The organism is Caulobacter sp. P1_D6, from assembly GCF_056406095.1.
In genome coordinates, this window is record NZ_JBFUAW010000017.1 from 35,217 (window position 1) to 56,594 (window position 21,378).

The window sequence follows — 21,378 nt, forward strand, 5'->3', positions numbered from 1 at the left end:
CCGTGCAGGCGTTCGACCCGCCCCAGCCGGGCCTGGAGTACAAGCACCGCTGGGCCGCCTTCGGCATCGCCGAGGGCGCCAACGGGACGATCGCCCTGGTCGAGGTGCGCAAGCCCGACCGGCCGCCGTATTTCGACCTGCCGGGCGGGGCGGTGGACGGCGACGAGGACGAGCACGCCGCGCTCATTCGCGAGTTCGGCGAGGAGACCGGCCTGGTCGTCGAGGTCGGGACGCGGGTGATCGAGGTCAGCCAGCCGTTCCTGAAGTCCGACGGCCAGCCGGTGTGCAACAACGGCGGGATCTATGTCGTCCGGGTCACCGGCGAACGGCCCGAGTTGAAGGTCGAGGACGACCATACCCTGGTCTGGCTGGACCCGCGCGACGCGGTTGTGGCCCTGCGCCACGACGCCCACGCCTGGGCCGTGGCGGCGTGGCTGCGGCGGGGCTAGGGCTGCTTCAGCAGCGCCTTGGCCTTGTCCGGCGCGACCTGGTCGAAGATCATCTTCAGGTGCGCGTCCTTGGCGTGGTCGTTGTGCAGGTCCCAGGCCAGGGAGACCGGCAGGCGCAGCCGGCCGCCGTCGGCCAACTTGGCCACCAGAACGCGCCAGCTGAACCCGTCGCCGGGATCGCCCAGCGGGTCCTTGAACTCCAGCGGCGCGGGATCGCGCAGGCGGAACGTCCGGCCCTCGTGCGCCTCGAACCAGGCGATGTCGGCCTGGGCGACGGGGTCTACAGCCGGGGCGACCAGCTTGCCCTTCAGATTGCGAGCCATGGGGGCCTCCTGCGTGGAACCGGGGTCTCTAGCGCCTTTGGCGAGACCTTGCCATCGGCGGCTTTCGTCCCATGTGCGGAACTCCAGCAAAGGCAGGACCCCGTGAGCCACGACAAGCCGTTCAAGCGCGCCCGTTCCGACTGGACCGAGGTGGTCCTGGTCTGCCGCAAATGCTCGAAGAAGCTGGACGGCGGCTTCGGCGAAGACGGCGACGAGAAGCTGGCCAAGGTCCTGCGCAAGTCGGTCAAGGCCAAGGGCGGCGGCAAGGGCCGCAAGGCCGCGGTGGCAGTGATCGAAGTCGGCTGCTTCGACGTCTGCCCCAAGAACGCGGTGGTGGCGGTCCGGGCCTCGAATCCGGGTGACTGGGTGGTGGTGCCGCGCGGCGCCTCGACCCGGACGGTGACTGATCGGTTGGGCTTGGCGCTGGATGGTCCTCCCGCTGCGGGGGAGGCGGCGCGAAGCGCCGGTGGGGGGAGTGGTGAAGCGCCGGCCCTACGCTTGGTCGAGCCCGTATAACTCCCCCTCCGCCGGCTGCGCCGACACCTCCCCCGACAGGGGGAGGATTAAATATATCCGGGTAATATTGACTCTGCAAAATACCCGGGTAAAAAGCCGTTCATGGAAACGACGAACAACCGACGCGCCTTGGTGCGCGACTACAAGGAGCGCGAGGTCCAGGCGGGAATCTACGCCGTCCGCTGCGCCACGACCGGCGAGGTCTGGATCGGCGGCACGCCCGACCTGTCGACCCGCCAGAACGGCGTCTGGTTCGCCCTGCGGACCGGCGGCCACACCAGTCCGACCCTGCAGCAGGCCTGGAACGCCCACGGCGAGGCGGCCTTCGGCTTCGAGGTGCTGGAAGTCCTCGACGACAAGGGGCTGGAGCGGTTGGGCCGGGCCTCACTGCTGGTCGAGCGCCGCGAGCACTGGCGCACGACCCTGCATGCCGAGGGGCTGCGGCGATGAGCGGTTATGTGGTGTTCGAGGGCGAGCGGCGGATCGCGGCAGGCCCCAAGCTGGACGTGGCGGTGGCCGCCCAGGCCAGGCTGGCCGAGGCGCCCGAAGCCTCGCTGCTGATCTTCGACCCCGAGGGGCGTCAGGTGGATTTCGATCTGCGCGGCGGGCCGTGGGACATCGCCCTGCGCCTGGGCGAAGGCGACGCCGCCCCGCGCGGCCGCGGGCGTCCCAAGCTGGGCGTCACGGCGCGCGAGGTGACCCTGCTGCCCCGGCACTGGGAATGGCTGGCCGCCCAGCCCGGCGGAGCGTCCGTCGCCCTGCGCAAGCTGGTCGAGGCCGCCCGTCGCGAGAGCGAGGGACCCGACCGCCGCCGCGCCGCCCGCGACACGGCCTATCGCTTCGCCTCGGTCATGGCCGGCGACCGCCCGGGCTTCGAAGACATGAGCCGGGCGTTGTTCGCGGGAGACGCCGAGGGCTTTTCAGCGAAGATCGCGGAATGGCCGGCCGACCTCGCCGAGCATTTGCGGGCGCTGGCGGCCGAGGCGTTCTGAAACCCCTCTCCCGCCAGGAAAGGGTTCTCCTATCGCGGAACTACTTCGCCCCGCCCTTGGCCAGCACGTCCGCCAGCACCGCCTTGTAGGCCGCGTCGAACGGGGCACGGTCGCTGTCGGGCTTTTTCGGATAGACCGCGCGCAGGTCGGCGATGCGCTTGGCCGTCGCGGTTTGCCAGACCGGGTCCATCTTCAGCAGCCGGCCGATGATCGCCTTGTCGTCGCGGCCGGCGACGGGCTCGTAGGCCAGCAGGGCCTTCAGCTGCCACAGGAACTGGCGCAGCGGGTCGGGCGTCGCGCGTCCCGCCGTGCGGCCGCCCGTCCACTTCACGGCCTCGATAATCTGCGCGCGGAAGCGGGGATCGTCCCAGGTCGAGGGCGTGTGGCCCAGGTTGGTGAAGAACAGCCGGCCCTGGCCGATCTGGCGCGCCCAGGCGATCGGCACGGCGTAGGGGCGCTTCAGCGGCGTGCCGGCGAAGTCCAGGGTCTGCAGCACCCGCACCTTCGACGGGTCGTAGTCGCTGTGCTGGTAGATCTCCTCGGCGTAGTCGACGCTGACCGGCCACATGCCGACCAGCGGCAGGTCCGCGTCCAGGGTCTCGATGCGGATCGGCGTGCCCTGGGTCCAGGGGTGACCGGCGAAATGGCCGTTGATGAACTGGGTGTAGGTCTCGCCGGGGCCGTCATAGGGCCAGCCGGTGTCGGTGGCGCTGTGGACGCCGACAAAGCCCAGCTTGCCGGCCGCCACCCGCTGCTGGACCACGGTCCAGGCCTCGGGCGAGAGGGGCAGGGCGCCGGTGGTGTAGAACATCAGCACGTCGACATTCGCCAGCCGCTCCGGCGTGATCTCGCGGGCGTCCTGGGTGACCTCGGCGGTGAAGACGCCGCTCTCCTGGCCAATGGCCTGGATCGCGATTTCCGACGGGGCGAGGCCGCCGCCTTCGGGGCGGGCGACAGGGGCGTGCTTCCAGCCGACCGACTGGTCCAGATAGAGCACCCGCAGCGGGGCGGCCGGCTTGGCGAGGGCGGGCAGGGCGAACAGGGTCGCGAAGGCGACCAGCAGGAGGGCGACGACGCGACGCATGATCAGGCCTTGGTCTTGGGTTGCAGCAGGTCCCAGCGGTTGCCGTAGAGGTCTTCGAACACGACCACGCTGCCATAGGCCTCGTGACGGGGCTCTTCGAGGAACTTCACCCCGGCGGCGCTGAAGCGGGCGTGGTCGGCCTCAAAGGCGTCGGTGTGCAGGAACAGCCAGACCCGGCCGCCGCCCTGGCCGCCGATCATCGCCTTCTGCTGGTCGTCGCTGGCCTTGGCCAGCAGAAACCGCGTGCCGGCCGCGCCCGGCGCGACCACCACCCAACGCTTGCCGCCGCCCAACTCGCTGTCCTCCACCAGGGAGAACCCCAGCTTGCCGACATAGAAGGCCAGGGCCTCGTCATAGTCGCGGACGAGCAGGGACAGGAGGGCGAGGTGCTGGGCCATGGGGACTCACTCGGTGACGCCCTTGCTTAGCACGCCGATGCGACGTGTCAGGCAGGCTGGTCAGGTGTAGGCGATCCAGCGGCCCAGGGCGGCGACCAGCAGCCACAGGCTCAGCGAGCCGGCGGCCATGATCCGCCCGCCTACCGGCGGATCGACGTCCCACAGCGCCAGGCGCTGCCGCCACAGCAGGTGATAGGCGCCGGCGTTGGCCAGGGCGACGACGATCAGGGCGATCTTCCAGCGAAACACCGTCGAGACGATCAGGCTGGAGGCGTCGGCGGCGAACATCACGAAACCGGCCGGGACCAGCAGCAGCACGCCCGCGACGGCCAACGGCAGCAGGCAGCGCCATAGGGTCTCGACCGGCAATCGGTGAAACGCTCCGACCAGGCGCAGGTCCAGCACCCCGATGCCGCCGATCAGCATCACCAGGCCCAGCAGATGGACCAGGTTCGCCACCGGATAGGCCAGGTTCGAGCCGCGCGCCCAGGCCCCGAGCGGCGAGGCCTCGAGAGCGACGGCCAGGGCCTCCACCTAGCGCAGCTCGACCGTCTTGCCGTCGACCGTGACCCGCTCGATGCGCATCTCGGCCACGCCGTCCTTGCGCGGATAGCCCACCAGCTTGACCGGCTTGCCGTTCGAGATCATCGCCTGGGTCAGGCCGCGCGCCTCCATGCGGGCGACCGGGGCCAGCACCACGGCCCAGGTCTTGCCGTCGTACTTGATCTTGGCCTCGCCGTGCGGGTTGCGCCAGGCGATGTCGGTCAGCGGTCCGGTGACCGTCAGGGTCTTCTCGGCGTCGTAGGAACTCCAGCCGTGGTGGGCCAGGGCCGCGCCGGGGATCAGGACGGCGAGGGCGACCGCGCTCGCCAGGCTTTTGTGCAGCGTCATCGGAACAGCTCCTTCGTGCATCGTCAGCGCCCGCCCGCCGGGATTTGAGGTCAAGACCGCGTCGGGTGCAATCTTTCCGCCTTCTGTTGGGGCATACTGGGGTCGCAGACGACCACGTCCTGGAGGAAACCGCCGTGTTCCCGCGTTCAACCCTCGCTCCGGCCTTCGCGCTGACCCTCGCCCTGACGGCCGGAGCCGTCGCGGCCCAGGTCCCCGAGACCAAGGTCACCCCCGTCGCCGCCGCGGACCTGCCGCCGGCGGTGGTCGCCGTGGTCACCGCCGCCGCGCCCGGGCTGAAGATCAAGGAGGCCGAGTTCAAGGAGCGCGCCGACCGTCGCTACTACGACGTCGAGGGCGTGCTGCCGGACGGGGCGGAGATCGAGTTCGACCTGCTGCAGACCGGGGAAACCTGGAAGATCGTCGAGACCCAGCGCGACATCGCCTGGACGGCCACGCCCCAGCCGGTGCGCGACGCCGCCGTCAAGGCCGTCCCCAAGATCGCGCCGGTGCGGGTGATCGAGAGCACCGAGGACGACGGCCAAGTGATCTACGAGCTGTTCGCCGAGGGGCAGCCCAAGGCGCCGGCCCTGGAGGTCAGCTGGAAGGGCGGGAAGGCCAAGGTCCTCACCGAGGCCTGGCCGCACTAGGCCTTAGCCGCCGAACAGCTTCAGCAGATAGCTGGGCCCGGAATTGGCGATGCTCAGCGACTTGATCGCCAGCTGCTGCTTGATCTGCAGGGCCTGGAGCTTGGTGGCCTCCTTGGCCATGTCGGCGTCGACCAGCCGGCCGACCGAGGCGTCCAGCGTGTCCTGCAGCTTGTCGATGAAGCTGAGGTGGGTCTCCAAGGCGTAGGACCGAGTGCCCAGGCTGGACAGGGCCGAGGTCACGTTGTCGATCGCGCCGCTCATCGCCTTGATCTCGGCGGCGCTGATCGGCGCGCCCAGGAGGTCGGCGCGCATTCCCGAAAGCGCCGAGCCGGTGGTCGACAGGTCCACGTGGTCGACGTCGATGGTGTCGGTGGCGTTCGCGTTGGCCAGGGCGCGGATCTGGCCCGCGCTGCCCGACGAGATCAGGTTGACGCCGTTGAAGTCGGCGGCGCCCACGGTGCGGTCGATCTGGCGCTTCAGGTTCAGGTAGTCGTCGTTCAGGGCCCTGCGGCTGGCGGTCGAGAGGCTGGTGTCCGAGGCCGCCAGCATCTTTTCCTTCATCTGGCCCAGCAGGTCGGTGACCGTCTCGCCGGCCGCCAGGGCGACGTCGGTGACCGATTGGCCGCGCTGCAGCGAGGCGCGCACGGCGTCCAGCGAGCGGGATTCCGAGCGCTGGTTCTGGGCGATGGCCCAGATGGCCGGATTGTCCTTGGGGCTGGAGATCGCCAGGCCGGTGGCGATGTGGCGCAGGGTGTCGGACAGGTCGCGGTTGATCGCGTTCAGCGACTGCAGGGCGATCATCGCCCCGACATTGGTGTTGATGCTGTTCAGCGCCATCGACGACCGGTTCCAGGTTCGGCCACGAGGCCGAGGGCGCGTTTTGCGCCTGACCGACAACTTACGCGCGCAGGCTTAGCCGTTCGTTAGCAGTCGAGGTTAAGGGCGGTGGGCCAGCAAGTCCCCCTCCCTGTGGGAGGGGTGTCGACGAAGCCGACGGGGAGGGGAGTGTTTGAGGCGGATTGGATTGTCGATCCATCCGATCACTCCCCCCACCGATCGCTTCGCGACCGCCTCCCCCACGGGGGGAGGGCCTTGGGGCGTCCTCAGCCCCCGTTGTACCCGCCGATGATCGGCAGCACCTCGCCGGTGATGTAGCTGGACGTCTGGGGCGAGGCGAGGAACACGTAGGCCGGCGCGATCTCTTCGGGCTGGGCAGGGCGCTTCATCGGGGTCTTGCCGCCGAACTGCGCCACCTGCGGCCCCAGCTTGTCGGCCGGGTTCAGGGGCGTCCAGACCGGACCCGGAGCCACGGCGTTGACCCGGATGCCCTTGTCGATCAGGTGCGTGGCCAGCGAGCGGGTGAAGGCGTGGATGCCGCCCTTGGTCAGGGAATAGTCCAGCAGGTCCTTGTTGCCGAGCAGGCCGGTGACCGAGCCGGTGTTGATGATCGTCCCGCCCGGCGGGATCACCTTCACCGCCGCCTGGGCCATGTGGAAATAGCCGTAGAGGTTGGTCTTCAGCGTGCGGTCGAAGTGCTCGACGGTCAGGTCCTCGAAGTCCAGCACATGCTCCTGGAAGGCGGCGTTGTTGACCAGGATGTCCAGCTTGCCCAGCGCCTTGACCGTCTGTTCGACGGCGGCCTTGGCGTAGGCCGGGTCGGCGACGTCGCCGGGCAGCAGGATGGCGCGGCGGCCTTCCTGCTCGACCGCCATGCGGGTCAGGTCGGCGTCCTCTTCCTCGTCGAGATAGGCGATGGCGACGTCGGCCCCCTCGCGGGCGAACAGCACGGCGACGGCCCGGCCGATGCCGCTGTCGGCGCCGGTGATCAACGCGACCTTGCCCTCCAACTTGCCCGAGCCCTTGTAGAACGGTGCGTCGTACATCGGGGCCGGATCCAGCTTGGCCTCGATCCCCGGCTTGACCTGGTGCTGCTCGGGGAAGGGCGGCTCGGGGTAGGGGCGGGCGCCGGCCTGCATGGCGGGCTTTTCCTTCTCCTCGCCACCGTCCTTGAACGACCGCTTCTCCTTGGCGTCCAGCGGGGCCTGGATGTTGCGCTCGGCCTGGGCGACGCGGTCGGCGGCGGGTTCGAACTGCGGGGTCTCGATGTCGGACATGGCTGGCTCCCTAAGCTGGAGACGGCGAAACCGGCGGACCGTCCCTATGTTCCAAGCCTCACCGCAGGAACCGGGGTTGCCCAAGGCGTGAGCTTCGGTCACCTTCCCGGCCTCTTTGAAAGGCCCATCCGATGTCGCGTCCCGCGGCCGCGCCGGCTCCCCGCTCCGGGAAGCCGCACGGCGTCATTGTCTCCGATCTGATCGAACTGCTGCGCCTGGCCGGGCCGGTGGTGCTGTCGCGCCTGGGCATCATGGTCATGGGCCTGACCGACGCCATCGTGGTCGGCCACTTCTCGGCCCAGCAGCTGGGCTTCCACGCCATGGCCTGGGCGCCGACCTCGGTGTTCGTGACGGTGACGGTGGGCCTGCTGGTCGGGACCCAGGTGATGGGCTCGCGCGCCCTGGGGGCGGGACGGCTGCACGAGGCCGGCGCCGTGCTGCGCCGGGGCGTGGTCTACGCCTTCTGGCTGGGCCTGGCAGGCTCGGTCCTGCTGGTCCTGGCCGCCCCGCCGCTGCTGCACCACGCCGGCATCGAGAAGGCCCTGGCCGACGGCGCGACCGCGCCGCTGATCGTCTTCTCGCTGTCGATGACGCCCTACGCGATCAGCGTCGCGCTGAGCTTCTGGCTCGAGGGCCTGGGCCGGCCGGGCCTGGTCACGGTGAACATGTGGGTGGCCAACATCGTGAACCTGGCCGTCAACCTGCTGCTGGTGCCGGGGACGTTCGGCCTGCCGGCCCTGGGCGCGGTGGGCGCGGCCTGGGCGACCTTCGTGGCCCGCAACGTCTTCGCCCTGATGCTGGCGGTGGTGATCGTGCGCCTGAAGGACGCCCGGGCCATGGGCGTATTCGACAAGCCCGCCCGCGACCTTGCCGCGTCCAAGGAGCAGCGCCGGGTCGGCTATGGGGCCGGGACGTCCAACCTGTTCGAGGTCTCGGCCTTCGCGGGCATGAGCCTGATCGCCGGCTGGCTGGGCGGGCTGAACGTCGCGGCCTGGGCGGTGGTGCTGAACGTGGCGGCGGTGATCTTCATGGTCCCGCTGGGCCTGTCGACGGCCACGGCTGTGCAGGTCGGTCGGGCCCACGGCGCGCGCGATCCGGCGGGCATGAGCCGCGCCGGCTGGATCGCCTTCGGCGTCACCGCCGTCTTCGCCCTGCTGGTGGCCGTGCTGCTCGCGCCGCTGCGCCACCTGGTGGGCGGGGCCTATACCAGCGACCCAGCGGCCCTGGCCCTGATCGCGCCGGCCCTGGTGCTTACCAGCCTGTTCCTGGTGCCCGACGCCGTGCAGGTGGTCTGCGCCCAGGCGCTGCGGGCGCGGGGCGACGTCTGGGTGCCGGCCGTCACCCACATGATCAGCTACGCCCTGATCATGGGCCCCCTGGCCTGGTGGCTGGCCCTGCCGATGAAGATGGGCGTCAACGGCATCGTGGTGTCGGTGATCATCACCAGCTTCATCGCCGCGGCGTTCCTGCTGGGGCGGTACCGGATGCTGGATGTGCGGGAGCGGTGAACGTTGTGCGTCCTTCGAGGCTCGGCTTCGCCTCGCACCTCAGGATGAGGAAATCAGCAACAACGCTCCTCATCCTGAGGCGCCCGCGCAGCGGGCCTCGAAGGACGCAGTGCGTTTCAGCCTAGGCCGACGCCCCCAGGATCCAGCCCTCTTCGGTCTCCGCCTCGGCGACGACGTCCTCCGCAAGGCCCTTCGGTGGTCCGAACAGGGCGGCCAGCTTGCCGGCCTCGTCCAGCTTGGCGAAGTGTTCGGCCAGGGCGCGCACCTGGGCGGCGTCCTTGACCTCGCCGGGGGCGGGGATGGCCTTGACCAGCGAGGGATAGACCTCGGCGATCACCACCTGCACGCCCTCTAGGTCGGCCTCGTTCAGGGCCTTGAAGCCGGTCTCGAACGGCCAGACCTTGGCGGCGTCGCCGCGAGCGTCCCTCAGCCGGCGCGCGGCGGGGATGCCGACGATCGCCTGACCGCCGACCGAGCCGTTGTAATAGAGCTTCCAGATCGAGGCCGCGCCCTTGGCCGCCAGGTCCGCGTGGCGGAACTCCGGCAGGTCGTCGGGCCCGTGCTCGCGGGTCTTCTTGGGCTGCAGGGTCGTCAGGGTGTCCTTGGGCGGCACGCCCCAGAACGGGAACGGCCCGCCGGTCAGCCGACGGTTCAGCTCGGAGCCGACGCCAAAGCGGTTGTTGGTGTTGTCGGCCTTGTCCTTGACCATCTTGTTCAACTGGTCCCAGACCGCGCGCCAAGGGTGGTCGCCCTTCAGCGCCAGGGCCTGCGAGAAGCCGCGCGGGAAGCCCAGCGGGAAGTCGAAGCCGACCAGGGCCCGCTCGTTGCGCTTCTTCAGGTCGTCCAGGATCGCCGTCAGCTTGGCCTCGGCCTCCTGGCGGGTGGGCGGATTGAAGCTTTCGAAGGTCAGCCGGAACCGCACGTCGCGCTTCATCACGCCGATCCACACGGAGTCGGCGCCCGTGGTCGGCTTGGCCGCCGCGCTCCAGTCGACGATCACATAGGCGCTGAAGAGGCGCGACACGGCGGACGCTCCGTTAGGATTGAACGAAGCGCGCTTCTACTCCGGTCGAGGGCGGGCGGCTATGGGGCTTCTAGACGCTTAAGCGTTCAGGCCGCGTTCCGTTCCGCAGTTTGTTCGGCGACCAGGGCCGGAGCCGGCTGGCGGCTGAACCAGCGGACGGGCGGCTCGCAGGCCGGGCCCAGGGCAGCGCGGACGATGGCCGGCGGGCGGCGCTCTTCCGGGGTCATGAACAGGCCGTTCGACTTGACGCCCAGGCCGGCGATCTTGTGAGCGCCCAGCATGGTCAGCGGCACGGCCAGGATCAGGCCGGCCAGGATCGGCAGGGTGGCGGTCAGCAGGTCGGGCGTGAACCAGAAGGCGACGGCCAGGACCAGGCCGGTGACGCTGATCCAGCCCATGGCGGCGAAGGCTTCCTTGCCGGTCACCTTGTCGGCGTCGCGGCGCTGGGTGGCCCAGCCGCCGACCTTGCCGGCCAGGATTTCGACCAGGGCGCGGGTCTGGGTGAACATCAGCATCGGGGCGACCAAGGCCGAGAGCAGCATCTCGACGCCCAGGCCGGCCATGATCCGGCGACGGCCGCCGAAGCCCTTGATCTCGTTGGCGCGCGAGAAGACCAGGATCGAGCCCAGGATCTTGGGGCCGAACAGCAGCACGAAGGTGATGATCATCGCCCAGGCGGTGGCCTGGATCTCGCGCCAGTCGATCAGGGCGTGGGCCGCGGCTTGCAGGTCGGCCATGGTGAAGGCGGCCTTCTTCAGCTCGGGCATCAGCATGCGCGAGATGATCCCGGCCGACAGGGCCACGAACCACAGGGGCGACAGCACGTAGCTGAGCACGCCGATCACGAGGTGCAGGCGGCTCATCCAGTGCAGGCCGGGCAGGCCGATCAGCGGGACGTGCTGCACGTTGCCCCGGCACCAGCGACGGTCGCGGGTGGCGAAGTCCAGCAGGTTGGAGGGGCTCTCTTCGTACGAGCCGCCCAGATAGGGGGCCAGGTGCACGCCCCAGCCGCCGCGGCGCAGCAGGGCGCTCTCCAGGGCGTCGTGGCTCATCACCTCGCCGCCGAACGGCTTGGGGCCGTTCAGTTCGGGCAGGCCGCAGGTCTCGGCGAAGGCGCGGGTGCGCACGATGGCGTTGTGGCCCCAGAAGCTGCTTTCCGAACCCGACCACCAGGCCAGGCCGGTCCAGGCGACGCGGCCGTACAGGCGCGTGGCGAACTGCAGGGTGCGGGCGAAGATCGTCTGGCCGTTGATGATCATCGGCATGGTCTGGATCAGGCCCACGCGCGGGTGACGCTCCATGGCGTCGGCCAGGCGCACCATGGCCTCGCCGGTCATCAGGCTGTCGGCGTCCAGAATCAGCATGTGCTCGTAGTCGCCGCCCCAGCGGGCCACCCAGTCGGCCACGTTGCCGGCCTTGCGGCCCGTGTTCTGGGTGCGCTTGCGATAGAAGACGTGGCTGTTGGCCTCGCGGCGGAAGCGGGCGAAGCAGGCCTGTTCGGCCAGGGCCACGGCGGCGTCGCGGGTGTCGCTGAGGATGAAGATGTCGAAGGCGCGGCTATTGCCCGTCTCGGCGATCGAGGCGTCCATGGCGCGCAGGCGGGCGAACACCTCGGCGGCGTCCTCGTTGTGCACCGGCATCAGGATGGCCGTGCGGGCCTTGGGCTTGGGCATGGGCGAAGACGCGGAGTCGTCGATGCCGAGCGGATCCCTGGGCTTGCCCAGCAGCACGACGAAGCCGACCACGGCGGTGCAGAACCACAGGGCCAGGGCCAGGAACAGCGGGGCCAGCAGGGTGATGCAGACGGCTTCCAGGCGCGTCACGCCGCCCAGGGCGATGGTGTCGTAGGTGGCCTTCCAGCCGGCGAAGCCCATGATCGCGGTGGCGATGAACACGCCCCAGCGGCGCAGGACCAGGTTCTCTTTCGCCGTGGCGACCGGCTTGGCGTCGCCCTGCCAGAAAGCCAGCGGCTGGACCGGCATGGCCAGGGGCGCGTCGACGGGGATCTCGACCCGATCGCTCGTGGAGATCACCGTGTCGTAGGCGACGCTCCGCGAGGAGGTCAGATCGAAGAAGGCGCCGCGTTCGCTCATCAGGTCCATCGTCTCGGGCTGTCCGGTTCGGGTGGTCCGAGGCCGGGCCTCTCCGCAGAGCTTTCGAGAGGCGCGAGGTCGGCTTCACGGGGCGCGCCAGGGTCGCTAGGGATCGTGTCCGCTAGGATCGGCGTGCTCGGCTGGGCAGGTCTGGCTTTATCTCGACGACCGGCGTGGAGAGCCGCCGGCAGGTCTTAGAGTAAAACTTCGATCACAAAATCGCTACCACAATCGCCGCGCTTTTCGCACCTGCGGCAAAAAACCTTGTATGAGTGACGTGTTCGGATCGATCCGTTGACTCGTGAATTCTGCTAAGACGATGAAAATCAAAACAATATCGGCATTTTTCCTGATTGGTGCGCTCGCTGCCTGTGGACCGGGCAAGCCGGCGAAAACCACGTCCGAGGCTTCTGTGGCGGCCCCCGCGGTGGCTCCGACGGGTCCGGAATACGATTCGACGGGCGTGATCGCCGCCCTAGACGGCCAACTGGTAACGCTCGATCACGAGGGCGCGAGCGGGGCGGGACTGGTGGCCGGCCGCACCGCGTTCCAGGCCTATGGCGACATCCTGGCCGAGGCGCCGGTGACGCCCGGCGCGCGCGTGGCGTTCAAGTTCCACAAGGTCGGCGACGCCTGGGAACTGACCGAGCTGAAGACCCGCTGACGCCTAGCTAGACGAACGCCAGCAGGGCGGTCGCCAGGATCAGACCGCCCATGATCCAGTTCATCGCCCGCTCCGCGCGAGGCGGCAGCCGCGCCTTGCCGACCGCGACGCCCAGCCCCAGCCAGGCCAGGTCGACCACCACCATCACGATCACGCAGATCCCCCACTTGATCCCCAGGTCGAGGGGCGGGCGTTGCCGGACGATGGGATAGGCGGCCATCAGCGAGGCGAAGGCGATATAGGCTTTGGGGTTGGTGACGCCCAGCAGCGCGCCGCCCAGCGCGGTCTCGGCCAGGTCGGAGCCCTTGGCCTCCCCATGATCGCCGACCGGGGCCGTCGCGATCTTCCAGGCCAGGAACAGCAGATAGGCCGTGGCGATGATCGCCAGGGCGCGCTGGGCGAACGGCAGGGCCTGGACGGCCGAGAACAGGCCGGCCGCGGAAACGGCCGCCGCGACCGCTAGGCCCGCCTGCAGGCCGCCATAGAACCTCAGGCCGCCGATGAAGCCCTTGTGGCGTCCCACCGAGATCAGGGCGGCGATGCCCGGTCCCGGCGAGCCCAGCAGGACGATGGCCGCGACGGTGAACAGGGCGAGATTGGCCAGGTCGAGAAGCATCGGGAGGGCTCGGTCGAAAATCATATAAAGATATCCTTATATGATTTTCGAGAGCTGCGCCATGGAACGCCGGGTCAGGCGCAGCCGTTGATCGGGTCCAACCCAAGGACATTCAAAATGGCTGACAACACCGCGCCGCAAGACGGCTCGCGCCCCGGCGTGCTGGGCGACTTCTCCCAGGCCCAGGACCTGGGCCAGCCCGGCCATCCCGAGGACCGCGTCTCCGAGACCGACGTCAAGGAGGCCTTCCAGAACGAAGACACGCCGACCAGCCGCAAGGTCGAGCCTCTGCCCGAAGGCGAGAAACCCGACCATCTGGCCGAGCATCTCGAGACCGCGGAAGATCGTCAGGAAGCCCTGATCGACGAGAGCCTCGAAGAAAGCTTCCCGGCCAGCGATCCGCCCAGCGCCAAGCACATCACCTGAGATCGGCGGGCCGCGGACGATCCGGCCCGCCTCTTCATTTCCACCCTGAAACTTCGAGGCGGGGCCGCAAACAAGCGGCCCCGCTTTCGTCACCGCATCACGTAATTGCGGTTGCGCGGTGTCTCTCCGATGAACCTTGGCCACGACTGGCGTTCAGTCCCGGCTCAAGCGGCGGCGCGCACAACAAACATGCCGGAACGAGGTCGCCAAAGCGGCGGCCCGCCGGCAAGGAGACGAGAAGCCATGAAGAAGTTCCTGACCGCCGCGGTCGCGCTGTCCATCGTGGCTTCAGCCGGCGTCGCCAGCGCCCAACCCGGCCCGCAACGTCCCGACCAGCACCAGCAGCGGGGCCAGGACGACCGTGGTCGCCACGACAACGATCGCCATGACCAGCGCCCCGGCGACAATCAGTACGAGCGTCACGCCAGCAAGCGCTACAAGGCCCCCGGCCGCTACCAGCCGCCGCGCGGCTACCAGGCGCGCCAATGGCATCGCGGCGACAAGCTGCCGGCCAACTATCGAGGCCGGGCCTATCAGGTCGACTACCGCCACTACGGCCTGGGCGCTCCGCCGCGCGGCTACCAGTACGTCCGGGTCAACAACGACGTGGTCCTGGCGGCCGTCGCCACCGGCGTCATCAGCTCGGTGATCTTCCAGCTGTTCCAATAGGCCAACGCAAAACGCCGCCCGGTCTCTCGACCGGACGGCGCCTTGCTGTTCTCAGTCCCAGTTCAGGGCGCGGCCGTCGATCAGCGCCCGAATGCGCTGGGCGACCTCCTGATCGGGCTCCTTGGTCAAGGCGGTCTTCAGGACGAAGATCGCCTGCTCGGGCCATTGGGTGCGATCCCAGGCGTCCAGGGCGCGGTGGGCCATGTTGCGAGCCCGGATCGTCCGCCCCCGCAAACCCACCTCGATCAACGGCCAGCCCATTCCCGGAAAGCGCCTCAGGTCCTGCAGGATGAAATCGAGCGCGCTGTCGTCGGCGTAGTCTCTTCCCAGGCCCATCGCCATTCCCGGCCCTGATCCAACCCGATCCAGATCGAGTTGCTCGTGGGCCAGGGCGAGAACCTCCTGCACACGTACGGGGTCGTCGGTCCGCATCAGGAAGTACCATTCGTCGGAGCGCAGATCGCGCTGGCGACGCAGGTAATGCGGCCAGACATCCAGCCCCAATGCTTTCGCGACCTCGGCCGCCGGCCAGAAGTCCTGCCGGTCTTCGTTCAGCAGCCCCGCTTCCGCCAACTCCCGCCACTGTGGCCTGGCAAGAAAGGCCGCCGCATGGGTGCGGATCGCCCAGCGTCGCGCGGCCGTCCACGCAGCTTTGTCGCCTTCGATCCCCGCCTCGAAGCCCTGGATCGTCCGCACTTGCAGAAAACGACGCAAGTCCGTCGAGGGCAGGGCGGCGACATGCTCGACATAGAGCCGCGTCGCCTCGGCGCCGTGGGCGTAGTCGTCCATGTCTTCGGCGGGGCCGCCTTCGATCAGAGCGTCGAGCAGCGCGCCGGCTCCGTTCAGGAGAGCTTCGCTGGGCGCGGGCGCTTGCAAGGCGTCGAGCAGTCGGCCCTCGATCGCGCAGGCGTAGGCGATTTCCTCGGTCATGATGGTGTTGCGGTAGCCCTCCTCCAGCAGCCATCGCCGGAGGTCGGGGTCCTGGATATCGCGCAGCCGTCGCACCGCTTGGATCCTGCCCCAGCCATGGGTCGATTGGGCCAGGGCCCAGATCGCCTGCTCTGAAGCGGCCGCATCGGGCAGCATGTGCGACATGGCCACGGCGCTGAACAGCGTCAGCTCCTCGTAGCGGCCGAGATGAAGCACCAGGTCGCGATCGACGGCGCGCGACGTCACGCCCAGCAGGCCGATGGCCAGCTTGACGGCCGACAGCTCAGGCGACTGGCGCGCGATGCGTCGGGCGATAGCGGCCACGGCGACAGGGTCCAGCTTGGTCTGGATCACCTGAGGCAGAAAGCCGTCGATCACGCCCAGCACGTCGGCGTCGGCCATCAAGCCGTGCAGATGCGCGAAGGCGTCCGCGCCGGGCTTGCGCACCAGCCTTCCCAGCGCGGCCAGCAGGGTTCGCGCCGAAATCTGCTTCGTCGAACGATCAGGCTCGCCAAACAGGGCGTCCTTGATCCCGGCCGCCCACTGAAGGTCTTCGGGCTCACCGGATTGATGCGCGTCCAGCTCCAGCTCCTGGTCGACCTTCTGGACGCCCATCGCCGAGGTGATTTGGTCGTAGAGGCTCGAGGCGTCCGCCGGCCATGGGGCGGGCAGGGCGTCGAAGGTCGGCGCGGCCCGGCGCCGGGCAAACGGATTGATGATCGGCATTCGCTTTCCCCAATCGATCGCCGGACGCTTTCGCGCCCGGCGATCTTCTAGCCCTTCACGCAAACGACCTGGCGCAGCGTGTGGACGATGTCCACCAGGTCGCTCTGGGCGGCCATGACGGCGTCGATGTCCTTGTAGGCCATCGGCGTTTCGTCGATCACGTCGGCGTCCTTGCGGCACTCGACGCCGGCGGTGGCGGCCACGTGGTCGGCGATCGTGAACCGCCGCTTGGCCTCGTTCCGGCTCATCGCCCGTCCGGCCCCGTGCGAGCACGTGCAGAACGAGTCCGGGTTGCCCCGGCCGCGCACGATGAACGACTTGGCGCCCATCGAACCCGGAATGATCCCCAGCTCTCCGTCCTTGGCCGAGACCGCCCCCTTGCGGGTGAGGAACACGTCCTTGCCGAAGTGCTTTTCCCGCGACACGTAGTTGTGGTGGCAGTTCACCGCATGCTCCGTGGTCACGAGGTCGGGGAAGGTCCGCTTCAGCACCGACAGCACCTGCTCCATCATCACCTCGCGGTTGGCCAGGGCGTACTTCTGCGCCCAGGACACGGCCCGCACGTAGTCGATGAAGCCCTCGCTGCCTTCGGCGAAGTAGGCCAGGTCCTCGTCGGGCAGGTTGATGTACCAGCGCCGCATCTCGTACTTGGCCCGCTCGATGAAGTAGGTCCCGAACCGGTTGCCGACGCCCCGCGAGCCCGAGTGCAGCATCACCCAGACGTCGCCCGCCTCGTCGATGCAGAGCTCGACGAAGTGGTTGCCGGTGCCCAGCGTGCCCAGGTGGCCGAAGCCGCGCGGGTGGGCCGCCTTCGGATGCCGGGCCACGACGTCGTCGTAGCCGGCCTTCAGGCCCGCCCACTTCTCGGCCGCGGCCGCCGGAGGCTCGACCTGCCAGGCGCCCTTGTCGTTGCGCCCGCCGTTGTCGGTCCGGCCGTGCGGCACCGCCGCCTCGATGTCCGAGCGGACGCCGAACAGGTTGTCGGGCAGGTGCTCGGCGCGGATCGAGGTGCGCACCGCCATCATGCCGCAGCCGATGTCGACGCCCACGGCGGCCGGGATGATCGCCCCCTTGGTGGGGATCACCGAGCCGACCGTCGCGCCCATCCCCCAGTGCACGTCGGGCATCACCGCCACGTGCTTGTGGATGAAGGGCAGGGCGGCGACGTTGCGCAGCTGCTTGAGGGCGGAGTCCTCGATGGGCACGCCATGCGTCCACGCCTTGATCGGCGCGCCGTCGCTTTCGATGTGTGTGAAGCCGCTCATGGGCTTCTCCTTTTCCAAACCGCCCCTCCTGGCGACTTGGTCGGAGAACTTCCCGCACAAAACGAAGAAACCCCTCCGGCCAGGCCAGGAGGGGCTCCTACGAACATCCCGAGTTCAGACGAACCCTAGACCGGAACCCCTACCGACGCGCACGCGCCCATCTGTTCGACCAGGCGGTCAAACTGATTGAGTGCGGGCAAATAGGTCGGGGCTTTGTGCGCCATGGTCCTCTTCCTTCGGGAGGCGGGCGATTACAGCGTTCGCCCAAAGCTGGGAAGAGGCAAAATTCAAGGTTGTGCGAAGCGTGGCCTCAAAGCCACGCTTCGCGGCGCCTAGTGGTCGGCCGGCGGCGTTTGCGGCGCGTCGCCCTGGCTCTGGGCCTTGCGCTTGGCCATGGCGGTCTTCAGTTCTTCCAGGGTGATCTTGCCGTCGCCGTCCGCGTCGGCCAGGGCGAAGCGCGCCTCCTTGCGGCCGGCGGCGACCCACTCGGCCTTGTCGATCCCGCCGTCGGCGTTCTTGTCCCAGGCCTTGTGGATCTTCTCGGGCGACGGCATTTGGGCCAGGGCCGAGCCGGCCGAGAGGGCGGCGAGGGTGGTCAGGGCGAGAGCGGCGATCTTGCGGCGCATATGGTGTCCTTCGAGGTGCGTCCCTTGTGGCGACCATCAGCGCGGCATCTTGCGGCGGTATTACGGCTCGCGGCGAGATTGGGGCGGGCGGGGCTTCTGGGCGGCGGTAGGCTCGGCGGACGACGGCGCGCCGTCGTGAACGTGCACGGCGCCTGAGCCGTCGATGGCGATCGTTATCGGCCTGGGCTTGGCGGGCGGCGCGGGAACCGCCAGCGGAAAGTCGATCCGAACCGCCGTGGTCAGGCCCCAGACCACCACCGCCAAGGCGACAGCGGCCAGCGCCAGCCCGAGCGCGCGCTTGCCGTCCATGCCTAGTGCTTGCCGCGATCGCGGCCGAAGTTCGGTTCGGCGCTTTCCTGGCCGGCGGCGACGATGCCGCGGCGGATGGCCCGGGTGCGGGTGAAGTGGGCGTGCAGGGTGTCGGCGTCGCCCCAGCGGATGGCGCGGCTCATGGCCTGCAGGTCCTCGGTGAACCGGCCCAGCATCTCCAGCACCGCGTCCTTGTTGGCCACGAAGATGTCGCGCCACATGGTCGGATCGCTGGCGGCGATGCGGGTGAAGTCGCGGAAGCCCGAGGCCGAGAACTTGATCACCTCGCTCTCGGTGACGTTCTCCAGGTCGGCCGCGCTGCCGACGATCGTGTAGGCGATCAGGTGGGGCAGGTGGCTGACGACGGCCAGCACCAGGTCGTGGTGCTTTTCCTCCATCAGCTCGACCTGGGCCCCGAAGGCGCGCCAGAAGGCCGACAGCTTGGCGACGGCGGCGGCGTAGTGCTCGTCGTCGCTTTCGAACGGCGTCAGGATCGTCCAGCGGTTCTCGAACAGCTCGGCGAAGCCGGCGTCGGGGCCCGACTGTTCGGTGCCGGCGATCGGGTGGCCGGGGATGAGGAACACCTGGGCCAGGGCCTCGGCATGCGCCCGGAAGGCCTCGGCGACGTTGGCCTTGGTCGAGCCCACGTCGGTCAGGGTGGCGCCGGGCTTCATGTGCGGGGCCAGGGCCGCGACGATCTCGGGCGTCGACAGCACCGGGGTGGCGATCACCACCAGGTCGGCGTCCTTGACGGCGTCGGCGATGTCGTCGGTCACATGGTCTGCGATGCCCAGTTCGACCACGCGGGCCCGATGGCTGGCGCTGGCGTCGGCCACGGTGATTTCGCCCACCACGCCATGGGCGCGGGCGGCGCGGATGATCGAGCCGCCGATCAGGCCGCAGCCGATCACGGTCATCTTCGGGTAGAGGATACCGGGATGGCTCATCGGGTCACGAACTCGCGCAGGAGCTCGACCACGGCGCGGTTGTGCTCTTCCAGGCCCACGGTGACGCGGATGGCGTTGGGCAGGTTGTAGTTGGCCACGGCGCGGACCAGATAGCCCTTCGACGCCAGGAACGCCTCGGCCTCCGGGGCGGTCTTGCCGGGCGTGGCTGGGAAGTTGATCAGCACGAAATTGGCGGCCGAGGGCGTGACCTCCAGGCCCAGGCCGCCGACCTGCTGGGTCAGCCAGGCGCGCCACTGCTCGACCAGGGCGACCGAGCGTTGCTGGAACTCGATGTCGGCCAAGGCGGCGATGGCCGCGTCCTGGGCCGGGATCGAGGTGTTGAACGGCGGGCGGATGCGCTCCAGAGGATCGATGATCCCGGCCGGTCCATACGCCCAGCCCACGCGCAGGGCGGCCAGGCCGTGCAGCTTGGAGAAGGTGCGCGTGACGATGACGTTCTCGGCCGTGCGGGCCAGGTCCAGCCCGTCCTCGAAGCGCGGATCGGTGCAGAACTCGGCATAGGCGCCGTCCAGCACCAGCACCACGGACGGGGGCAGGGCGGCGTGCAGGGCGCGGATCTCCTCGCCTGTCAGCCAGGTGCCGGTGGGGTTGGCGGGGTTGGCGATGAACACCAGGCGGGTGCGCTCGTCGACGCACTTGACGATCTCGTCGACGTCGACGCGCTGGCCCGGCTCCTTGGCGAAGCGGACCTCGCCCTGGCAGGCGCGCGCGCCAATGGCGTAGGCGGCGAAGCCGTGCTCGCCCTGGACGATATTGTCGCCCGGCTCCAGATAGACCTGGTTCAGCAGGGCGAAGATCTCGTCCGAGCCGTCGCCCAGGGTGATGCGCTCGACTTCCAGGCGGTAGTGGGCGGCCAGGGCGGCGCGCAGGGCTGCGCCTTTGCCGTCGGGATACATGTGCATCCGGTCGACGGCGTCGCGATAGGCGGCCTTGGCCTTGTCGCTGCTGCCCAGGATGTTCTCGTTGCTCGACAGCTTCACCGGATGGGCGACGCCCTCGATCTTCGACTTGCCGCCCACATAGGCGGCGATGTCGAGGATGCCCGGCTTGGGCGTGGGGCGCGGCGCGGCGAAGCGGTCGGTGGTCGGAGCGGTCATCGAGGGAACTCGGTCGGCGAAGAGGCGGTCTTCTTACACGTCGAAGGGTGTCGGCGCAGCCCCGATGACGCCCGTAAGGGAACCGGGGGCGCGAGCCAGGCGCTCGTCGCCGGCCTGGTAGAAGCCCAGCAGCGAGAACAGCTTCAGCCCGCCGGCCTCGGCGACCAGCTCGGCCGCCACGCCGTCGGTGGACAGGGCGTCGATGATCACGCCCGCGCCCTTGGGGCTGTCGGTGACCCAGAAGGTCTGGTCGCCGCCGGTGGGCTCGACCTCGACCTCGGCCACGGCGAACGCCACCTGGGGGCCCCAGCTTTCCAGGCAGGGCAGGGCGGCGAAGATCTTCAGCTTCGGTTCGGCCAGCAGCCGGCCCCACCAGGCGCTGTCCGGTGCCAGGGCCAGGACGCTGACGCCCCACGGCGTCTTGGCGGCGGCCAGGGCGTCCTTGTCGGTGGCGACCACGGTCATCGGCGGCGCGACGCCGAACCGCAGACGGGTCAGCTCGACGGCGCGGGCGGGATTGGGGCCGCCCCAGACGGTCAGGTGATAAGGGCCCTGGCGGGTCAGGCTGTCGGACATCAGCTCGCGCCAGATGCGGATGACCAGAGCGTCGCTGGCGGCGGTGCGGGGGGCGGCCAGCAGCTTGCGGACGATCAGGGCCTCGCGGCCGGGGCGCAGGCCAAAGCCGGTGTCGCCGGCCGCCTGCTTGGCCGCCGCGACGGCGCGCGCCAGGCCGGCCCGCTCGTCCAGCAGGGCCAGAAACTCACCGTCGATGGCGTCGATACGCCATCGGACCTCATCCAGCGAAGGCGTCGCGTCGCCTGCGTCGCTACCCATGATTTATCCCCGAAATTGGAGGCCGGACCATAGACTTTGCCGCCGGAGGCGCAATAGGGCGCGTTCCTGGGAATAAACTTGCGCTCGGAGAACCTTGGTCACGCACAATGGATGCACGAGTCCGTGGCGTTTTCGACGCTCTCTGTGTAGCTAGTGACGGTTGTGTGTCGCGATGCGATACGTCTTGCTTGAATTCTGTGTCGCGCCAT

26 protein-coding genes and 1 pseudogene are annotated in these 21,378 nt (G+C 69.2%); 10 read left to right on the forward strand and 17 right to left on the reverse strand.

Going from position 1 to position 21,378, the window contains the following annotated elements; translation table 11 throughout:
* The first annotated feature begins 2 nt into the window (after nt 1-2).
* Complete coding sequence (locus AC1DYP_RS11455; RefSeq protein ID WP_477046434.1) at nt 3-449, forward strand: NUDIX domain-containing protein; 447 nt, start codon at nt 3-5, stop codon at nt 447-449.
* On the opposite strand, the gene AC1DYP_RS11460 is transcribed toward AC1DYP_RS11455, so the two are convergent.
* Nucleotides 446-772 (reverse strand): hypothetical protein, encoded by a 327-nt coding sequence (locus tag AC1DYP_RS11460; RefSeq protein ID WP_477046435.1) that lies wholly within the window; start codon nt 770-772, stop codon nt 446-448. The two genes, AC1DYP_RS11455 and AC1DYP_RS11460, sit on opposite strands and share 4 nt — an antisense overlap.
* A gap of 102 nt (nt 773-874) precedes the next feature.
* On the opposite strand from AC1DYP_RS11460, the gene AC1DYP_RS11465 reads away from it, so the two are divergent.
* From AC1DYP_RS11465 to AC1DYP_RS11475, 3 genes are all read left to right on the forward strand, one after another.
* Nucleotides 875-1,288: a (2Fe-2S) ferredoxin domain-containing protein gene (locus AC1DYP_RS11465; protein WP_477046436.1), complete on the forward strand. Its 414-nt coding sequence runs from the start codon at nt 875-877 to the stop codon at nt 1,286-1,288.
* A 102-nt stretch (nt 1,289-1,390) separates the two neighbouring features.
* Entirely contained in the window at nt 1,391-1,738 is a 348-nt protein-coding gene (locus tag AC1DYP_RS11470; protein ID WP_477035404.1) for a GIY-YIG nuclease family protein, read from the forward strand.
* Nucleotides 1,735-2,280 carry a DUF2239 family protein gene (locus AC1DYP_RS11475; protein WP_477046437.1) on the forward strand — a complete coding sequence of 182 codons (546 nt, stop codon included), beginning with the start codon at nt 1,735-1,737 and terminating at the stop codon, nt 2,278-2,280. Before AC1DYP_RS11470 ends, AC1DYP_RS11475 begins: the two co-directional genes overlap by 4 nt.
* A gap of 40 nt (nt 2,281-2,320) precedes the next feature.
* Here the strand turns inward: AC1DYP_RS11475 and AC1DYP_RS11480 are convergent, their stop codons facing one another.
* Genes AC1DYP_RS11480 through AC1DYP_RS11495 form a run of 4 tightly spaced genes read right to left on the reverse strand, consistent with a single transcriptional unit; the run spans nt 2,321 to nt 4,653 of the window.
* Nucleotides 2,321-3,364 carry a ThuA domain-containing protein gene (locus tag AC1DYP_RS11480; protein ID WP_477046438.1) on the reverse strand — a complete coding sequence of 348 codons (1,044 nt, stop codon included), beginning with the start codon at nt 3,362-3,364 and terminating at the stop codon, nt 2,321-2,323.
* Between the two features lie 2 nt (nt 3,365-3,366).
* The gene (locus AC1DYP_RS11485) at nt 3,367-3,762 is read right to left on the reverse strand and encodes a VOC family protein (RefSeq protein ID WP_477035407.1); all 396 of its coding nucleotides are present in this window, start codon (nt 3,760-3,762) and stop codon (nt 3,367-3,369) included.
* 60 nt (nt 3,763-3,822) lie between these two features.
* On the reverse strand, nt 3,823-4,296 hold the full coding sequence (locus tag AC1DYP_RS11490) for a hypothetical protein (protein WP_477046439.1): 474 nt from the start codon (nt 4,294-4,296) through the stop codon (nt 3,823-3,825).
* The gene (locus AC1DYP_RS11495) at nt 4,297-4,653 is read right to left on the reverse strand and encodes a DUF6152 family protein (RefSeq protein WP_477046440.1); all 357 of its coding nucleotides are present in this window, start codon (nt 4,651-4,653) and stop codon (nt 4,297-4,299) included.
* A gap of 134 nt (nt 4,654-4,787) precedes the next feature.
* Between AC1DYP_RS11495 and AC1DYP_RS11500 the strand changes: the two genes are divergently transcribed.
* Nucleotides 4,788-5,300: a hypothetical protein gene (locus tag AC1DYP_RS11500; protein WP_477046441.1), complete on the forward strand. Its 513-nt coding sequence runs from the start codon at nt 4,788-4,790 to the stop codon at nt 5,298-5,300.
* A 3-nt stretch (nt 5,301-5,303) separates the two neighbouring features.
* Here the strand turns inward: AC1DYP_RS11500 and AC1DYP_RS11505 are convergent, their stop codons facing one another.
* Together AC1DYP_RS11505 and AC1DYP_RS11510 are read right to left on the reverse strand one after the other, a co-directional pair.
* Nucleotides 5,304-6,137 carry a flagellin gene (locus tag AC1DYP_RS11505; RefSeq protein WP_477046442.1) on the reverse strand — a complete coding sequence of 278 codons (834 nt, stop codon included), beginning with the start codon at nt 6,135-6,137 and terminating at the stop codon, nt 5,304-5,306.
* A gap of 266 nt (nt 6,138-6,403) precedes the next feature.
* Entirely contained in the window at nt 6,404-7,414 is a 1,011-nt protein-coding gene (locus tag AC1DYP_RS11510) for an SDR family oxidoreductase (protein WP_477046443.1), read from the reverse strand.
* A 131-nt stretch (nt 7,415-7,545) separates the two neighbouring features.
* On the opposite strand from AC1DYP_RS11510, the gene AC1DYP_RS11515 reads away from it, so the two are divergent.
* Both AC1DYP_RS11515 and AC1DYP_RS11520 read left to right on the forward strand, forming a co-directional pair.
* Nucleotides 7,546-8,922: an MATE family efflux transporter gene (locus tag AC1DYP_RS11515; protein ID WP_477046444.1), complete on the forward strand. Its 1,377-nt coding sequence runs from the start codon at nt 7,546-7,548 to the stop codon at nt 8,920-8,922.
* Nucleotides 8,906-9,037 (forward strand): annotated as a pseudogene (locus AC1DYP_RS11520) (hypothetical protein); the annotation flags it as partial. The gene AC1DYP_RS11515 and the pseudogene AC1DYP_RS11520, both read left to right, overlap by 17 nt.
* Nucleotides 9,038-9,043: 6 nt before the next feature.
* On the opposite strand, the gene AC1DYP_RS11525 reads toward AC1DYP_RS11520, so the two are convergent.
* Entirely contained in the window at nt 9,044-9,946 is a 903-nt protein-coding gene (locus tag AC1DYP_RS11525) for a cobalamin biosynthesis protein CbiG (RefSeq protein ID WP_477046445.1), read from the reverse strand.
* An 86-nt stretch (nt 9,947-10,032) separates the two neighbouring features.
* Entirely contained in the window at nt 10,033-12,039 is a 2,007-nt protein-coding gene (gene mdoH, locus AC1DYP_RS11530; RefSeq protein WP_477046446.1) for a glucans biosynthesis glucosyltransferase MdoH, read from the reverse strand.
* 319 nt (nt 12,040-12,358) lie between these two features.
* Here mdoH and AC1DYP_RS11535 point away from each other — a divergent pair, with 319 nt between their 5' ends.
* On the forward strand, nt 12,359-12,703 hold the full coding sequence (locus AC1DYP_RS11535) for a copper-binding protein (RefSeq protein ID WP_477046447.1): 345 nt from the start codon (nt 12,359-12,361) through the stop codon (nt 12,701-12,703).
* A 7-nt stretch (nt 12,704-12,710) separates the two neighbouring features.
* Here the strand turns inward: AC1DYP_RS11535 and AC1DYP_RS11540 are convergent, their stop codons facing one another.
* Nucleotides 12,711-13,343: a LysE family translocator gene (locus AC1DYP_RS11540; RefSeq protein ID WP_477046448.1), complete on the reverse strand. Its 633-nt coding sequence runs from the start codon at nt 13,341-13,343 to the stop codon at nt 12,711-12,713.
* A gap of 93 nt (nt 13,344-13,436) precedes the next feature.
* Here AC1DYP_RS11540 and AC1DYP_RS11545 point away from each other — a divergent pair, with 93 nt between their 5' ends.
* A complete protein-coding gene (locus AC1DYP_RS11545) occupies nt 13,437-13,745 on the forward strand; it encodes a hypothetical protein (protein ID WP_477046449.1) in 309 nt (102 codons plus the stop codon).
* A gap of 243 nt (nt 13,746-13,988) precedes the next feature.
* Nucleotides 13,989-14,414, forward strand: a complete 426-nt coding sequence (locus tag AC1DYP_RS11550) for an RcnB family protein (RefSeq protein WP_477046450.1) — start codon at nt 13,989-13,991, stop codon at nt 14,412-14,414.
* Nucleotides 14,415-14,465: 51 nt separating this feature from the next.
* Here AC1DYP_RS11550 and AC1DYP_RS11555 read toward each other — a convergent pair whose 3' ends face one another.
* The 7 genes from AC1DYP_RS11555 to AC1DYP_RS11585 form a co-directional block, all read right to left on the reverse strand.
* Nucleotides 14,466-16,070: a hypothetical protein gene (locus AC1DYP_RS11555; RefSeq protein ID WP_477046451.1), complete on the reverse strand. Its 1,605-nt coding sequence runs from the start codon at nt 16,068-16,070 to the stop codon at nt 14,466-14,468.
* A 47-nt stretch (nt 16,071-16,117) separates the two neighbouring features.
* A complete protein-coding gene (locus AC1DYP_RS11560) occupies nt 16,118-17,335 on the reverse strand; it encodes an RtcB family protein (RefSeq protein WP_477046452.1) in 1,218 nt (405 codons plus the stop codon).
* A 332-nt stretch (nt 17,336-17,667) separates the two neighbouring features.
* Nucleotides 17,668-17,961: an EF-hand domain-containing protein gene (locus tag AC1DYP_RS11565; protein ID WP_477046453.1), complete on the reverse strand. Its 294-nt coding sequence runs from the start codon at nt 17,959-17,961 to the stop codon at nt 17,668-17,670.
* Between the two features lie 60 nt (nt 17,962-18,021).
* Nucleotides 18,022-18,270 carry a hypothetical protein gene (locus AC1DYP_RS11570; RefSeq protein WP_477046454.1) on the reverse strand — a complete coding sequence of 83 codons (249 nt, stop codon included), beginning with the start codon at nt 18,268-18,270 and terminating at the stop codon, nt 18,022-18,024.
* A 2-nt stretch (nt 18,271-18,272) separates the two neighbouring features.
* Nucleotides 18,273-19,217, reverse strand: a complete 945-nt coding sequence (locus AC1DYP_RS11575) for a prephenate/arogenate dehydrogenase family protein (RefSeq protein ID WP_477035424.1) — start codon at nt 19,215-19,217, stop codon at nt 18,273-18,275.
* Nucleotides 19,214-20,335, reverse strand: a complete 1,122-nt coding sequence (gene hisC, locus AC1DYP_RS11580) for a histidinol-phosphate transaminase (protein WP_477046455.1) — start codon at nt 20,333-20,335, stop codon at nt 19,214-19,216. Before hisC ends, AC1DYP_RS11575 begins: the two co-directional genes overlap by 4 nt.
* 33 nt (nt 20,336-20,368) lie before the next feature.
* Nucleotides 20,369-21,169, reverse strand: a complete 801-nt coding sequence (locus tag AC1DYP_RS11585; RefSeq protein ID WP_477046456.1) for a chorismate mutase — start codon at nt 21,167-21,169, stop codon at nt 20,369-20,371.
* Nucleotides 21,170-21,378 lie beyond the last annotated feature (209 nt).